We start from the raw sequence: 15828 nt of genomic DNA on the forward strand, positions 1-15828 counted from the left end.
ACTGGTTGGGGGGGCGGGGGGGGGGGGGGGGTGTGTTTGTCTTGGGGTTTTTTTTTTCGCCGGGCGGGTTTTTTGGGTTTTGGTTTTTCTAATTTTATTTGGGGGGGGGGGGGGGGGGGGGGGCCCCCCCCCCACCCCACCCCCCAGCCACTTCCGCGGGGATCAGGAATAGCGTTCGGACAGGAAGCGGAAGAACGCACGCAGGCCCTGCGCCTCGCCACCACGCGGATGGGAGGGGCGGTCGCCGTCGTTCCACGAATACGTATCCAGGTGCATCCAGTTCTGGCTGTCCGGCAGGAAACGCTCGAGGTAGAGCGCGGCCGTGATCGCGCCCGCGTGGCGCGACGGCCCCGCGTTGGCGAAGTCGGCCACGTACGATTCGAGCATGCGCCGGTACGGACGCCACAGCGGCAGGCGCCACAGCGGGTCCTGCGTGAATTCGGCGGCGCCGATCACGTGGTCGGCGAGCTGGTCGCGGTTGGTGAACAGCGCCGGCAATTCCGGACCCAGCGCCACGCGGGCCGCGCCGGTGAGCGTCGCGAAATCGACGATCAGGTCGGGCGCCTGCTCGGCGGCGTAGGCGATGGCGTCGCATAGCACCAGGCGCCCCTCGGCGTCGGTATTGTCCACCTCCACGGTGTGACCCCCGCGCGTGCGGATGACTTCACCCGGGCGCATGGCGTTGCCGGCGATGGCGTTTTCCACCGCGGGAACCAGCAGGGTGAGCCGCACGGGCAGCTTCGCCTTCATCACCAGGCCGGCCAGCGCGATGGCATGCGCGGCGCCACCCATGTCCTTCTTCATCCAGCGCATGCCGTCGGACGGCTTGATGTCCAGGCCGCCGGTGTCGAAGCACACGCCCTTGCCGATCAGCACGAGCTTCGGGTTGGAATTCTTGCCCCACGTAAGCTCGATGAGGCGCGGCGGGCGGTGGCTCGCGCGACCCACCGCATGGATGGTGGGGAAGTTGGCTTCGAGCAGTTCGTCGCCCACCCATTCGCGCACCTTCGCCTTGTGCTCGGCGGCGTGCGCATGGATGGCCTGGGCGAGATGCTCGGGGCCCATGTCCTCGGTGGGTGTGTTCACGAGGTCACGCACCTGCCAGGTGGCGTCGATCACCGGCTGCAACGTACGCAGCGTGGCGGCATCGACCACCAGCTGCGCGGGCGGACGATCGCTGGCGCGGTAACGGTCGAAGCGATAAGCGCCGAGTGCCCAGCCGAGGGCGACGAGGTCGCGGTCGTCGATCACGCCTTCCGGCGCGAGTTCATACGTGCCCTGCGGCAGGCGATAGGGCAGGGCGCCGAGGGCGGCCAGCGGATTGCCGCGATCCACGCCGACCAGCACGCGCGTGATGCCGCCGCGGGCGTCCGGCAGCACGGTGAGCGCGCCTGGCATCGGGCGGAACGCGGTCGTCACCAGCCATTGGCGTTGCGCATCGTCCAGGCGTGCTTCGGTGGCGAGCATGCCGGCGACATCGACCATCTCGATGGGGATGGCGGTACGTTTTCCGGACTTGCGTTCGATCAGCGGCGACATCAGGACTCCCGTGCCTCGCGGTCGTTGGCAACCGCGTCAATGGATTGTTGCTATCGGTGGACGTCTATTCTAGCCGTCCGTCAACGCCGACGCTTCAATCCAGTCCGCAAGGGATGTCATATCGGGAAATTCGAGATCCGGCGCGGGGCCATGCGACCAGCGCTCGCCCGTGCGGTTGAGCCATACCGTGCGCATGCCGGCTTCGCGCGCACCCATCACGTCGAGCAACGGATCGTCACCTACGTGAAGCATGTCGGCGGGCGAGACGCCGAGCGCTTCCGCGGCCGCAAGAAATATGTGCGGATGCGGCTTGGCCACACCCACGCCGCTGGCGTTGAGACGGGTATGGAAAAAGTGGTGCAGGCCGATCACTTCGAGGTCGGCATTGCCGTTGGAGATGCTCACCAGTGGCACGTGCCCGGCGATGCGCTCGAGCGCGGGCAGGGTGTCGGGATACAGCTCCACGTTGTTGCGGGCGGCGAAGTAGATGCGCCACAGCTCGTCGACGGGCGCGTCGTCGATGCCGCAGGCGGCGAAGGCGTGGCGGATGGTCAGCCGGCGCTGCTCGCTGAAATCGTGGGAGAGATGGGTGTGTTCCCGCGCGATCTTCTCGCGGAGTTCACGCATGGCCTCGATCGGCCATGCGTGAGCGACATCGGGATGGTGCTGCCTGAGCCAGCGGTCGACGCAGTGCTCGGCCTCGATCAGGGCCGGAAGCACCGGCCACAGGGTGTCATCGAGGTCGAGCGATACGGCGCGGACGGGCACTGCTCAGCGGGCGCCCACTTTGAGCACCTGGCCGAGGCGGACGTTGTTGTCCTTCAGGCCGTTCATGGCGCGCAGCTTGTTCACGTCGACCGCGTTCTTCCTGGCGATGGAGTAGAGCGTGTCGCCCGGCGCCACCTTGTAGGTGCGCGACGCGGCGGTCGGCTTCTTCGCTTCCGTGGCCTTCGCCACCGGCTTCGCGGCCTTCGCGGCCGGCTTGGCCTCGGCGACCTTCGGCGTGGCGATGGCCGTGGACTTCTCCGCGGCGTCCGCAGGCGCGGCGGCGAGGGGGCTCGCCACCGGCTTGCCCTTCGCCATGACCGCATCGGCCAGCACCTTGGCGAACTTGCCGCCTACCTTGGCGTTGTCCGAGACGGTGAAGGCATCCGAGCGCACGCCCGCGAAGCCCATGCGCGCCGTGGTGCCGACGCTGGCGACCACCTTGGCGAACGGCGACGGCTCGGCCGTGGTGGCGACCGATGCCTTGGTTTCCTTCGCGGCCTTGGCGCCCTTGCCGGCGACCTGTGCCTTGGCCAGCGCGGTGTCCTTCGCGACGACGGCGGCAGGCGCGGCGGCCGCGGCGACGGTCGGCGTGGTCATCGCCTGGCCCACGTTGGCACGGGTGCCGACGGTGGAAGCGATGGCGGCACGGCGCGCGGCATCCTTCGAGGCGAGGGCCATGCCATCGGCGTACGGGATGAGGCTATGCGAGCGCAGCAGCGAACTGCCCTGGCTGGAGGTGAGGAAGGTGATGAACTCCTTCACTTCGGCGGCCTTCGGGCTGGAGTCGTTGCTGACCAGGTAGAGCTCGGTGTACAGCGGATAGGTGCCGCTGCCGACCGTCGACATCGAGGGCGCGATGCCGTCGATGGAGAGGATCTTCACCTTCTTGTTCGACGATGCACCGGCGAGCGTGGTGGCGCCGAGGCCCTGCTTGTCGAGGGTGACACCCTCTTCGAGCTTGGCCACGTTCACGTAGAGGCGCGGCGCGGCCACCGGCTGATTGCCGCGGCCGAAGAGCAGCTTGCGCAGGCTGAATTCCACGCCGTCGCCCGGGCTGGCCACCGCGTAGAGGTTGATCGGGGCATCGTTGCCGCCGAGTTCCTTCCAGTTGGTGATGTGCCCCATGTAGATCTCGTGGAGCTGCTTGAGCGTGATGTTGCTCACCGGGTTGGACGGGTAGGTGACCATCACCAGCGCATCCCATGCGACCGGGGTGAAGGTGAGCGACTGCTCGGCGCCGCCGACGCCCGGGCGGGCGGAACCGGCGAGGTCGGCGGAGCCCTTGACCACCGCGTCGATGCCGGAGGCGGTGTTGAAGGGCTGCAGTTCGATCTTGCCCTTGCCGGCCTTTTCCCACGCCTTGGCGACGTCGGTGACCACGCCTCGCGCCGTGGTGATGTCTCCGCGCCAGACCAGTTGCGGTCCCGCGGCAAGAACGGTGGCGGAGGCGCTAAGGCCGATCAGCGTGGCGGTGAACAGTCGCGCGAAACGAAGAGACATGGACGGCAAGAACCTCGGGATGGGACGGGGTAGGCAGCAAGGCTGCAATTGTGGGCCATCGCGGGCCCGCGCGCACCATTGATGTCGTTCAGCATCCTGCCGCTGGTAAACGGAACGTAGGCTGTAGGGCGGATCGCTGCGTTGGCGGGTTTCCGCGATCGCCGCTGAAGCGGCTCCCACCATCGCTGACAGGGTCGGCTCCCACCCGGTTGCGGCTGCCTTTGTGGGAGCCGCTTCAGCGGCGATGTCCTCACAACACCACGTAATACACCGCATCGTCCCGCACCACGGTCAGCAGCAACTGCCGCCCACCCAACGACCCCGTGGTCGGCAGGCTCTTCACCCCCGCGACCCGCCGCTGCGCGATCCCGATCACGATATCACCGTCCTGGAGACCGGCCGCCGCCGCCGCCGAGCCGCGCCGCACGCCGCTCAACGCCACGCCATACAAGCCCTGCGCCTTCTGCTCCGGCGTGAGATCGCTCAGCGTGACTCCGGCCAGCCGCGCGTCGACCTTCGCACCGTCCAGCGTGGCGAGCTTCACCGCCGCGATGGTCGCCTGCACGTCCTGCGTGGCGCCGTCTCGCTTCACCGTGAGTTTCACCTTCGCGCCCAGGGGCAGCAGGCCCTCCGCATTGCGCACATCCTGCGCCGCGCGCACCGGCTTGCCGTCGACCGCGGTCAGCACGTCGCCGACCTGCACGCCCGCGCCCTCGGCCGGCGAGCCATCGTTGATCCGCGTGACCACCGCGCCATTGGTGTCCTTCAGGTTCAGCGCCTGGGCGATGCGCGGCGTGATGTCCTGCACCTCGATGCCGAGGTTGCCGCGGCGCACCTTGCCGTAGGCCAGCAATTGCTTCATCACGCCGGTGGCGAGGTCGGTGGGGATGGCGAAGCCGATGCCCACGTTGCCGCCCGAGGGCGTGAAGATCATCGAGTTGATGCCGACCAGTTCGCCGCGCAGGTTCACCAGCGCGCCACCGGAATTACCGGGATTGATCGAGGCATCGGTCTGGATGAAGTTCTGGAAACCCTTGCCCAGGCCCGAACGGCCCAGCGCCGAGACCATGCCCGAGGTGGCCGTCTGCCCGAGCCCGAACGGGTCGCCCACGGCCACCACGAAATCGCCCACGCGCAACTGCGAGGAGTCGGCGATGGGCAGGGCCTGCAAGCGGTCGGCGGGAATCTGCAGCACCGCCACGTCGGTGTCCGGATCGCTGCCGAGCAGCTTCGCCTTGAAGTCGCGGCCATCCTGCAGGGTCACCGTGATATCGTCCGCGCCCCCCACGACATGGTTATTGGTCAGCACGTAGCCCTTGGCCGCGTCGATGACGACGCCCGAGCCCAGGCTCTGCTCCACGCGCTCGCGCTGGAATCCCTGGTTACCGAACAACTGGCGAAACAGCGGATCGTCGAAATAGGGATCGCGAGCGCGCACGCGCGTCTTCGTCGAGATGTTCACCACCGCGGGCGTGACCTTGGCCAGCATCGGTGCCAGCGAAGGCATCGGCTGACCATCGACGGACGGCGGCAGGGAGGCGAACGCGGGCGAGGCCAGGCTCAAGGCGAGGGCGGGCGAGGCCAGGCTCAAGGCGAGGGCGGCGCCGAGGGTGAACAAAGTGGTTCGCCGGTAACTGCTGGCAGGCATTGAAAAGCTCCTTGTCTGGTGTGCTCCGGGCACGTTCTTGGGGGCATTCGACCACAACCGCGCCCTCGGGTTTCAATCCTTGAGATTGCCTTCGCCGACACTTTACATCGCCACCCTCCGGGTTTAAGGTTCACTTCGGCCGCAACCACAACATCTTGTGTTCCGAAGTTCGTCATCCACCAAGTGCTGGTGCTGCGGATCATCAGGTACAAGCTTCAAACCAGCGTCGGCAAAGGCTTTTCGGAGCCGGCGAGGGCAGTAAGGATGGTCGGTGAGGCCTCCGGGGGGGAGGGGCACCGACGGGTTGCGCCACCGCATACCTATAAGAAGGCCTACAAGGGCCAAGACTCGAGGACGACATACATGAGCACTGCACGTGCGCAAGCCATGGGGCTTGAGACCGCGGCGATTCCGCTTCAGCCCGCCTCGTACGATATCTGGGACAAGAAGTACCGCCTGAAGGCCAAGTCGGGCGAGCCCGTCGACGGCTCGGTGGACGAAACCTACAAGCGCGTCGCCCGCGCCCTGTCGGACGTGGAAGCCACCGACGAACTGCGCCACCACTGGTACGAGCGATTCCTCTGGGCCCTGCGCCGCGGTGCGATCCCCGCTGGCCGCATCACGTCCAACGCCGGTGCGCTGGAGCACAAGCCCGCCACCTCGACGATCAACTGCACCGTGTCGGGCACCATCCTCGATTCGATGGACGACATCCTGGAGAAGGTGCACGAGGCGGGCCTCACGCTGAAGGCCGGCTGCGGCATCGGCTATGAATTCTCGACGCTGCGTCCGCGCGGCGCCTACGTGTCCGGCGCCGGTGCCCATACCTCGGGCCCGCTGTCGTTCATGGATATCTACGACAAGATGTGCTTCACCGTCTCGTCCGCCGGCGGCCGCCGCGGCGCGCAGATGGGCACGTTCGACATCGCCCACCCGGACGCCAAGGAATTCATCCGCGCCAAGCGCGAGGATGGCCGCCTGCGCCAGTTCAACCTGTCGCTGCTGATCACCGACGGCTTCATGGACGCGGTGGAGAACGACCAGGACTGGCCCACGGTCTTCCCCGTGCACGTGAAGGAACAGCATGAGATCGACCTGACCGATCCGGCCAAGGTCGTCTGGCGCGAGTGGCCCACCAAGGAAAACTACGTCACCCGCGACGACGGCCTGGTGGCCTGCAAGATCTACGGCCACATCCGCGCGCGGCACCTGTGGGACATGATCATGGTCTCGACGTACGACTACGCCGAGCCGGGTTTCATCCTCATCGACCGCGTCAACGAGATGAACAACAACTGGTGGTGCGAGCACATCCGCGCCACCAATCCCTGCGGCGAGCAGCCCCTGCCGCCGTACGGCTCGTGCCTGCTGGGCTCGGTGAACCTCACCACCTTCGTGCGCGACCCGTTCGGTCCGAAGGCCCGCTTCGACTGGGACGAGTACCGCGAAGTGGTGCGCGTGTTCACCCGCATGCTCGACAACGTGGTGGAGATCAACGGCCTGCCGTTGCCGCAGCAGCGCGAGGAGATCATGTCCAAGCGCCGCCACGGCATGGGCTTCCTCGGCCTGGGTTCCACCCTCACCATGCTGAAGATGCGCTACGGCGCGTCCGACGCCGTGGCCTTCACGGAAGAAGTCTCCCGCGAGATGGCCGTGGCCGGCTGGGAAGTGGCGCTGGATCTGGCCAAGGAAAAGGGCCCGGCGCCCGTCCTGGCCCGCGACTACGAAGTCACCGGCGACATGCTGCGCAAGCGCCCGGAGATGGTGAAGGACGGCTGGAAGGTCGGCCAGACCATCAAGGGCAGCGTGCTGCACGCGAAGTACTCGCGCTACATGCAGCGCGTGGCCGAGGTCGCCCCGAACCTGGTCGAGGCCCTGGCCGAGACCGGTGCGCGCTTCACCCACCACTCGTCCATCGCGCCCACCGGCACGATCTCGCTGAGCCTGGCCAACAATGCCTCCAACGGCATCGAGCCCAGCTTCGCGCACCATTACTCGCGCAACGTGATCCGCGAGGGCAAGAAGTCGAAGGAGAAGGTCGAGGTCTTCAGCTACGAGCTGCTGGCCTACCGCGCCTTCATCAACGGCGACGCCCTGCCGTTCTCCGACGACCCGAAGACCCGCCTGCCGGATTACTTCGTCTCGGCCGACGACATCAGCCCGAAGGAGCACGTGGACATCCAGGCGGCCTCGCAGAAGTGGATCGACTCCTCCATTTCCAAGACCGCCAACGTGCCCACGGACTACCCGTACGAAGACTTCAAGGACATCTATTTCTACGCGTACAAGCAGGGTCTGAAGGGCTGCACCACCTTCCGGTTCAACCCCGCCGCGTTCCAGGGTGTGCTGGTCAAGGAAGCCGACCTCGAGAACACCCTCTATCGCTTCGAATTGGAAGACGGTAGCGTTGTCGAACTGAAAGGCAACGACGAGGTCGAGTACGACGGTGAAATGCACACCGCCGCGAACCTCTTCGATGCCTTGAAGGAAGGCTATTACGGCAAGTTCTGACCCCGCGGAGAGGGAATACGTATGTCGAGTGAAAACCAGATCGTCGAGGGTGAACTGCCCTCGGTCGACACCATCGATACCGACAGCACGCCGGCAGCGGAGACGGAAGTCGCCGCTGCCGTGACGCCAGCTGCACCGGTCGTCGCCAAGAAAGTCGTCAAGCGCAAGCCGGTCGCCAAGAAGGTGATCGACCTCGTGCCGTCGCCGATCCGGGATACCCCGGTAACCGACGAGACGAGCAAGGCCGCCTCGGAAGCCACGCCCATCGTGAAGCTGAAGAAGAAGGTCGCCCGCAAGCCGGCCAAGAAGGCCGAGCCGGTCGTCGTCGAAGCGCCCGCTCCGGCGAAGAAGAAGGCTGCCAAGAAGGCCACGAAGAAGGCTGCCGCGAAGAAGGCTCCGGCCAAGAAGGCGGCGGCTGCCAAGAAGGCTGCACCGAAGAAGGCGTCGGCCAAGAAGGCCGTCGGCAAGAAGGCTGCCGCGAAGAAGTCGGTCGCCAAGAAGTCGGCGGCGAAGAAGGCCACGGTGAAGAAGTCGGCTGCCAAGAAGGCACCGGCGAAGAAGGTTGCCGCCAAGAAAGCGACGAAGAAGGCAGCCGTCAAGAAGTCGGCAGGCCGCAAGGTCGCCAAGAAGGCCGCCGTGAAGAAGTCGGCTGGCCGCAAGGCAGCCAAGGCAGTCAAGAAGGTCGGCCGCAAGGTCGCCGCCAAGAAGGCGTCGGTGAAGAAGGCGACCCGCAAGGTCGCGAAGAAGGCGACTGGCGCTCGCAAGGCTGTAAAGAAGTCAGTAGGCAAGGTCGCTCGCAAGAGCGCTGGCCGCACTGCCACCAAGAAGACGGTCCGCAAGGCCGCCGGCAAGACGACCGCCCGCAAGGCTGTCGGTAAGAAAGCCGCCTCCAAGGCGGTAAAGAGGTCCACTGCCAGCAAGACCGGCCGGACGTCGGCGCGCAAGAGCGCCGGCCGTGGCCGTCGTAAGTAAGTAGTACCCATCCGGCCCGGCGTACGCGCCGGGCCGGATATCCAAGAGAGAAAAGTCATGGCGATCAAGATCGAAAAGAAGATCAAGGGCTACAACGTCGTTAAGCCCGAGGACAAGGCCAGCCCGGCCCCCGCCCCGTCGCCGGTGAAAGAAGCCGCGCCGGTGGCCGAAGTCATCCAGATGCACGAAAGCCTGGAGCGACCGGAGACCCTCGTCGGCAACACGTACAAGATCAAGTCGCCGCTCTTCGAGCACGCGCTGTACGTGACGATCAACGACATCGTCCTGAACGCCGGTACCCCGCACGAGCAGCGCCGTCCCTTCGAGCTCTTCATCAACTCGAAGAACATGGACCACTTCCAGTGGATCGTGGCGCTCACCCGAATCCTGTCCGCCGTCTTCCGCAAGGGTGGCGATGTGACCTTCATCGTCGAAGAGCTCAAGGCCGTCTTCGACCCGCGCGGCGGCTACTTCAAGGCCGGCGGCATCTACATGCCCAGCATCGTGGCCGAGATCGGTGGCGTGATCGAACAGCACATGAAGTCGATCGGCCTGATCCACGACCCCGAAATGAGCGACGCCACCCGCCAGCTCATCGCGGAAAAGCGCGCCGCCTACGAAAACGCGAACGCCAAGCCCGCCACCAAGTCCGTCGCTCCTGTGGGAGCCGGCTCCGCCGGCGAAAGCCAGTCCGCCTCAGCCTCCCCCGAAGCCTCCGGCTTCCCGCCTGGCGCCACGCTGTGCGTGAAGTGCAATACGCAGGCGCTGGTGTTGATGGATGGGTGCCAGACTTGTTTGAATTGTGGGTATTCGAAGTGCGGGTGATGCCGCAACAGCCAGGGATGAAATGGAATGACGAAACCGGATGTAAGGAAGATCAAGTCTGGGCCACTTCTGAGGTGGGCAGGGAGTAAGCAGCGCCTTGTTCCTCGGCTAGCGGAGTATTGGAACACTTCATTCAAGAGATATCTCGAGCCGTTCACAGGGTCTGCTGCACTTTTTTTCCATCTTGACCCGAAGAGGGCGTGCCTTAACGACATCAATGAGCAGCTCATTGAGTGTTACGAAGAGCTTGCGAATGATCCAGACGCTCTACATCGTCGCGTAACAGCTATTTCTTCTACCGAAGAAAAATATTACGTTATACGTGCACTCGATCCCAAGGTGCTCACTTCTGCGGAGCGCGCCGCGCGTTTTATATATCTCAATCGCCACTGTTTCAACGGGATTTATCGTACAAATAGTGACGGTAAATTTAACGTTCCCTACGGTGCAGCAAAAGCTGGCGCCGTGCCAACTATCGAAAAGTTCCGAGACTGCGCACGAGCCATAGCACGAGCGCAATTAACATCGCTGGACTTTGATACGTTCTTGAAGAAGAACGTCAAGTCTGGAGACTTTGTATACTTGGACCCCCCCTACGCGGTGGCAAATCGGCGTATCTTTCGACAGTACGACAAACACTCTTTTGGAATCGAAGATGTAGAGCGCCTACAAAATTGCTTAGAGCTTATCGATTCCAGAGGCGCTAGCTTCGTCGTTTCATACGCACTTAGTGCTGAGATAAAGCCTATCGTCCAGCAATGGGGGGCGCGGCGCGTTACGGCACAACGAAATGTGGCGGGTTTTGCGGAGCACAGGCGCAAAGCCGTCGAGGTGATCATCACCAATATCAAGGAGTGATCGCGTGGCTGCTGAATCTGTTCGACTAATTGATCCTCGGCGTATTTTGCCGAATCCGGAGAATCCCCGGTTAATCTTCCGTCAAGAGGAGTTGGACGCGTTAGCAGAGAGTATTCGCCGCCAAGGAATTCTAGTTCCTTTGACGCTATATCCTGATGGGAAAGGATTCAAAATTCTTGACGGCGAACGACGCTGGCGATGCGCAATAAAGCTGGCGTTGACTAGCGTACCGGCCATCCTGGTATCAAAACCGGACAAGATGACAAATTTGATGATGATGTTCGCAATTCATCATCGTAGGGACGAATGGGATCCGCTTCCCACTGCAGAGAAGCTAAAGGTTCTCGAGCAGCTTTATGCTAAACGATACGGTAAAGCTCCTTCGGAAAGGGAATTGGCTGAGCTTGCGTCCCTCAAAGTCGGAGAGGTCCGCCGGTTCAAGAAGCTTCTTGCTCTCCCGGAAAGCTACAGGCAAATGCTGATGCTCGAACTTCAGAAGCCAAGAGCTGATCAAAAAATTACCGTTGATCACGTGCTTGAGGCGCGAGCGGGAGCATTGGCGCTTCGAAAGCGAGACATTCTTCACAATGACAAGGAAGAAGACTCCCTAAGAACGGCCATAATTGAAAAATTTAGAACAGGTGTAATCGACAACACCGTTGCGCCTCGGAAACTCGCAAAAATTGCACGTGCGGTCGAAAGGGGTGATGTAGCGCTCGATGTTGCCAGAGCTGCGGTCTTGAAGCTGAAGAACGTTAAGACTTATTCGATAGATACTACTTTTGAGGATACGGCTGCTGATCAGGACGAGCAGCATGCAGCGGAGATTCTATCTTCGAGACTTCAGGAAAAGATCGAGAGTTTCGTGAAGCGTCGACTCGTACTGGCGCCGCCGTTGCTATCGTCACTTCGACAGCTGTCGAAGGTGCTGGCGAAGGTTAAGTAGGATGGCGCCCTCATTCCGAACGGTCGGAACTGAGCTCGAGGATGCAGCTATGGCCGCCCTTAGGTACTTTAGGGGGAAAGGCTATTCCGCGACTGTGGAGCCGATTGGATTTGAGTATCCATCGACGCCAACAATGCGATGCCGACGTGGTCGCTCCACACTTTTGGTCGAGGCCGCTATTGCAGTTAGCTTTGACACTGTAGACGCTTGGTTGGCTTATGCAAAATCGCGTTCGGAGAGTACCTATATTGGATTTCTCGTTGCTGAGCCTCCAGGTGTTACACATGACGTCATGGTTGGGCTCAAGCAGCGGAATGTGGGCTTATTTTCGTTTGGGGATGGGCGAATTGTTGAGCTCTTACCACCACAAGATCTCACTGTGGCGGTGCAGTTGCCGTCATTAGATACCTTGAAACCCACGGTAGCGAAACTCATTCGACCGTGCTTTGAGAAAATCGAACGTGGCGAGTGGCTGGATGGATTTCGCGATAGTTGTCAAGTTCTTGAAGTATTGGCCGCAAAGCATTTGAAGGATGGAGTTAAGCGCGGCCGGATCACTTTTAGAAATAAAGGGGGCGCCGCCGTTTCATACTCATCTCAACGCATTGCGAAGCTCACGCAGGGAGGGCTTGCGAATGCGTTTAGTGAAATAGTGACGCCAATACAGACCGACGTGATTTTTCAGAAGGCCCTCTCCAGCACAAATCCCGATCGCGTCATGGCAGTACATAAGACTGCTCGGGCGAGAAACAGCGCACGAATTCGCGCGACGATAGGTCAGCACTTATGGACGATCGTCTCTGCTCTTCGCCAGGTACTATGAAGGTGCATCTCAGAAACATAGGTGCTCATGTGGGCTACTCATAGTTCAGTTGTATTAGGGCTTAAAGGGGAAAAGTCAAACGCGTATGTTGAAGAGAGCGATCCCGGTCTGAGGGTCATGCTGCACGTTTCATCTTCAGCAATATTTCATTTGCCCATAGGCAATGGTTTATGTCCCATCTGTATGAAGTTGAATGGGAGGGCGGGCCACTTCGCCTCCTTCCGGATGTCGTGCCGGCTCACCAAAACGTGTTTACTTTGGTTGTCGGGCGCAACGGTCTAGGGAAGAGCCGTCTTCTGGCGGACATTTGTCGGCAGCGGACGTTTCGCTTCGATCCTGACAGTTTCCCCGATTTGGTTCTCGGCGATTTGCCGAAGGTTATTGCCGTGTCTACTGGCGTTTTCGACAGATTTCCAGCGAATGTTCGGCGGTGGGAGGGGCGACCGAATGGCCGGATCTCGAACTATACATATTTGGGAGTTCGTCGAGACGGGCTCGCACCGTCAGGAGTTATGACGCTACTTTCCAATGCTTCCCGCGGACTGCTGCGTCAACTCGATAATAAGTCCGGCTTGCACGCGATCGCTCATACCTTCGATACTGTGGGGTGCGAGCCATTTGTGCATATGGTATTTAAGCCAGCCTTTCGGGCTCTCGGATCATCTCGAGACTATGAATTCAAGATGCCCCTGTCCGAAGACGCATTGCGCTTGGTTCATCTATTGGGTGAAATCGACCCGCGTGTCCTTTCGGATTTCGAGCTAAGGAGTTCTGGTAGCCGCCGCGCGGTGGTTCGCGCCGCTCACCAGTTCCGATCATTCCTGGAGAAAAAGTCGGTAGTGTCCGTCGGCCTTGATTTCCGCACGGGCCGGCTGACGAGCGATCGGTCTTTCGATGGAGACGATCTAGCGAATGGCATTAGAATTCTTCTGGATTGCGGCTTGATCCGTATGATGGACCTCGAGCTCATGAAGATCGGGCATGGCCCTCTTTCCTTGAGACGGGCTAGTTCCGGCGAGCAATGCTTGCTCGCCATTATCTTGGGCGTGGCAGGGCATCTTTCTAACGGTTCCATAGTGCTGATCGACGAGCCTGAAATTAGTCTCCATCCGGAGTGGCAAGAGCGATTTATGGACCTTCTTGTCTCAGCCGTTAGCGTCTTTCGCGGTTGCCAGTTCGTGATCGCTACCCATTCTCCTCAGCTAGTATCGCGGTTGCCTGCACATGGCTGCTTTGTTCTTTCTTTGTCGCGTCGCGCACTTGATGTTGCGGCACTGTATGCAAATAAGAGCGCCGATGTTCAGCTCGCCGAGCTTTTCGACGCTCCGGGCGCGAAGAACGAGTACTTGGCGAGATTGGCCTTCAATTTGCTTGCGCAAATCAGATCGACAAATCGAGTGACGAGTGATCAACGCAGACAAGTGGTTCATCTGAGAGATCTCGCGGCGCGCGTAGATCCAGGCGAACCGATTGTAGAACTAGTTGAGTCGATTGTAGGTGTGATCAGGCACTATGGCCCTAATTCGTGAACCTGTTAAGTTCGACTCCGATATGCTTGATGCCATCGCTGGCTTCGGTACTTCCAGTGATTACTACGCGGGTATGTGGGAGTCGGAAGCGCTGTTGCATGTTCGGAGGCATGTGAGGGAGTACTACCGTGAAGCGCAACGCTTAAAGTGCGCATATTGCGGTAATCAGGTAAGCTCGCGCTCCGCTGTTGCTGCGCCTATTGAACATATTGTTCCGAAGTCGGAACATCCCAGATTTATGTTCGAGCCTCGCAATCTATGCGTCGTCTGCGCAGACTGCAACGAGTATAAAAGCAATAAGGCGACGACCCAGTCCGAGCTGGTACTTGCGAAGAAGAGGGTGCGCTATCCAACTAAGACCGATGCGTTTCGCGTGGTTCACCCTCACTACGACACATACGAGGAGCACATATTTAAGTCGGGTCGGATATACCTACCCCTTACCCCTAAAGGGAGCTGGACCATCTATGTCTGCGAATTGAATCGCTTTTTCATCCGATTTGGTAGATGCGACGAACTGATCTCAGATATCGAATTGGTGAAAATGCAAGAGAAATTCTTCTCGGAATCGTAGCTAGGGCCTGAAAAAAATGAGTAGTGATGGTGCATCGCAAGATGCTCGCTGCGGACTACTTGGCGGTAGAAGTTATGGCTTCTTCTGACCCTTCTGGAAAACGTGCGCAGCCTTGAACATGTTCAGGTCTGAAATATGTTCCGAGCGATGGATCATCCTATGGCAGTTGGCGCAAAGGACCGCGAAATCTCGCATGGGATCCATCTCGACTCTAGCCTTTGCGAGCGTGGACATTGGTCGGAGATGGTGAGCCTCTATGTAACCTTCGCCGAGTTCGCCGTAGAACTCCTTAAAGTTCAAGCCGCATGCTTCGCAGGTGCTTCCGTGAGCTTCTTTAACCCTATTGACTAACCGTTGATTGCGTTCAATTCGCTCATGCAGGCGCCGCCGAGAGGCATCCTCGAACTCAGTTTCAGATGTTAGCGATTGATACTCATCCGGGACCGCCGTAACTACAACATCGCTAGAGGCTAATCGCTCATATAGAACAAGTAGTGCTCGAAGGTCAGCCGCGATTGTTGTGTTATCCGGAATGCTTCCACTCGAATAGAACGTGGCGCAGATGGTTCCGGCTTCGTAGAAAGAAGTATCGTTGTTTCTACTCGACGGAGCTAGATCAATATCGGTGACACTGAAGCGACCGAAATCGCTACCGAGCATCGCCCGAAAATGTGCGGCTCGAGCTTTGAGCGCTGTTCTCGCATCAGCTCGATAAGCAAGCTTAGCTTCGGTCACCGCCTGTGTGAGGGTGAGGTACACGCCTTTCATGTCTTCGCGGAAAAGGAAGCATCCGTAATAGCCTGATTGGGCTGACGTCGTGATAATTGGATCGAAAATACCGACCCAAGGACCCCTTGCCCAAGTTCCTTGGCCGCAGCTTCCTTTCACGACAAAGCTATCTTTTGGTGCATCGAGTTGTGACAGGACCAACCGCTTTAGATCATTTCTTATAAAGTTTGCAAGGGGATGTCCGGCGAATCCGCGCCTGACAGCATCCGCATATTCATCCATAACACGCTGAAGCCCCGCGGCTAATGAGCTGTACCCATTCGCCGTAGACAAAGTCGTACCCGTCGCTTTGGTCGCGATTCGATCGTCAGCCATGAGACCCCCTCCACTTACAGTGAGAAGTATCTCAATACTCGCGTTGAATTCAAAGCGTTCCTACAGTTGTGATGCTTACGCGGGTTTTAACCGTAAGGGCGAGTTGACTAGCCGGGATATTGCGCCGCCCCGCGTGGGTCGCTCTACGCTCATCGCTAGCTGGCCGGCATCGGCGACTTCGCATTCTGGACCGATTCATCGTTGGGGGCTGGTTCTTGAATCCGTGAAGGT

13 protein-coding genes are annotated in these 15828 nt (G+C 60.6%); 8 read left to right on the forward strand and 5 right to left on the reverse strand.

Annotated features, from left to right (window positions below; all coding sequences use genetic code 11):
• Positions 1-162: 162 nt before the first annotated feature.
• The 4 genes from J2T07_RS18600 to J2T07_RS18615 form a co-directional block, all read right to left on the reverse strand.
• The gene (locus J2T07_RS18600) at positions 163-1539 is read right to left on the reverse strand and encodes a leucyl aminopeptidase family protein (protein WP_306852205.1); all 1377 of its coding nucleotides are present in this window, start codon (positions 1537-1539) and stop codon (positions 163-165) included.
• Between the two features lie 69 nt (positions 1540-1608).
• Positions 1609-2307, reverse strand: coding sequence for an HAD family hydrolase (locus J2T07_RS18605; protein WP_306852209.1), 699 nt, complete (start codon positions 2305-2307; stop codon positions 1609-1611).
• Positions 2308-2310: 3 nt separating this feature from the next.
• Positions 2311-3807, reverse strand: a complete 1497-nt coding sequence (locus tag J2T07_RS18610; RefSeq protein ID WP_306852211.1) for a LysM peptidoglycan-binding domain-containing protein — start codon at positions 3805-3807, stop codon at positions 2311-2313.
• 250 nt (positions 3808-4057) lie between these two features.
• Positions 4058-5455, reverse strand: a complete 1398-nt coding sequence (locus J2T07_RS18615; RefSeq protein ID WP_306852214.1) for a Do family serine endopeptidase — start codon at positions 5453-5455, stop codon at positions 4058-4060.
• Positions 5456-5818: 363 nt separating this feature from the next.
• Between J2T07_RS18615 and J2T07_RS18620 the strand changes: the two genes are divergently transcribed.
• The 8 genes from J2T07_RS18620 (at position 5819) to J2T07_RS19190 (ending at position 14493) form a co-directional block, all read left to right on the forward strand.
• Positions 5819-7966 carry an adenosylcobalamin-dependent ribonucleoside-diphosphate reductase gene (locus J2T07_RS18620; protein WP_306852216.1) on the forward strand — a complete coding sequence of 716 codons (2148 nt, stop codon included), beginning with the start codon at positions 5819-5821 and terminating at the stop codon, positions 7964-7966.
• Positions 7967-7987: 21 nt separating this feature from the next.
• Positions 7988-8938, forward strand: a complete 951-nt coding sequence (locus J2T07_RS18625; RefSeq protein WP_306852220.1) for a hypothetical protein — start codon at positions 7988-7990, stop codon at positions 8936-8938.
• A 57-nt stretch (positions 8939-8995) separates the two neighbouring features.
• Positions 8996-9763, forward strand: coding sequence for an NrdJb (locus J2T07_RS18630; RefSeq protein WP_306852224.1), 768 nt, complete (start codon positions 8996-8998; stop codon positions 9761-9763).
• A 27-nt stretch (positions 9764-9790) separates the two neighbouring features.
• Positions 9791-10621 carry a DNA adenine methylase gene (locus J2T07_RS18635; RefSeq protein WP_306852227.1) on the forward strand — a complete coding sequence of 277 codons (831 nt, stop codon included), beginning with the start codon at positions 9791-9793 and terminating at the stop codon, positions 10619-10621.
• Between the two features lie 4 nt (positions 10622-10625).
• Complete coding sequence (locus J2T07_RS18640; RefSeq protein WP_306852231.1) at positions 10626-11567, forward strand: ParB/RepB/Spo0J family partition protein; 942 nt, start codon at positions 10626-10628, stop codon at positions 11565-11567.
• 49 nt (positions 11568-11616) lie between these two features.
• Positions 11617-12390, forward strand: a complete 774-nt coding sequence (locus J2T07_RS18645) for a hypothetical protein (protein WP_306852233.1) — start codon at positions 11617-11619, stop codon at positions 12388-12390.
• A 170-nt stretch (positions 12391-12560) separates the two neighbouring features.
• Positions 12561-13919 carry an AAA family ATPase gene (locus J2T07_RS18650; RefSeq protein WP_306852235.1) on the forward strand — a complete coding sequence of 453 codons (1359 nt, stop codon included), beginning with the start codon at positions 12561-12563 and terminating at the stop codon, positions 13917-13919.
• Between the two features lie 73 nt (positions 13920-13992).
• Positions 13993-14493, forward strand: coding sequence for an HNH endonuclease (locus J2T07_RS19190; protein ID WP_430539382.1), 501 nt, complete (start codon positions 13993-13995; stop codon positions 14491-14493).
• Between the two features lie 72 nt (positions 14494-14565).
• Here J2T07_RS19190 and J2T07_RS18655 read toward each other — a convergent pair whose 3' ends face one another.
• Positions 14566-15597, reverse strand: a complete 1032-nt coding sequence (locus tag J2T07_RS18655; RefSeq protein WP_306852237.1) for an MrcB family domain-containing protein — start codon at positions 15595-15597, stop codon at positions 14566-14568.
• Positions 15598-15828: the final 231 nt, after the last annotated feature.

Origin of the sequence: Luteibacter jiangsuensis (assembly GCF_030812295.1) — a bacterium.
Taxonomy (GTDB): domain Bacteria; phylum Pseudomonadota; class Gammaproteobacteria; order Xanthomonadales; family Rhodanobacteraceae; genus Luteibacter; species Luteibacter jiangsuensis_A.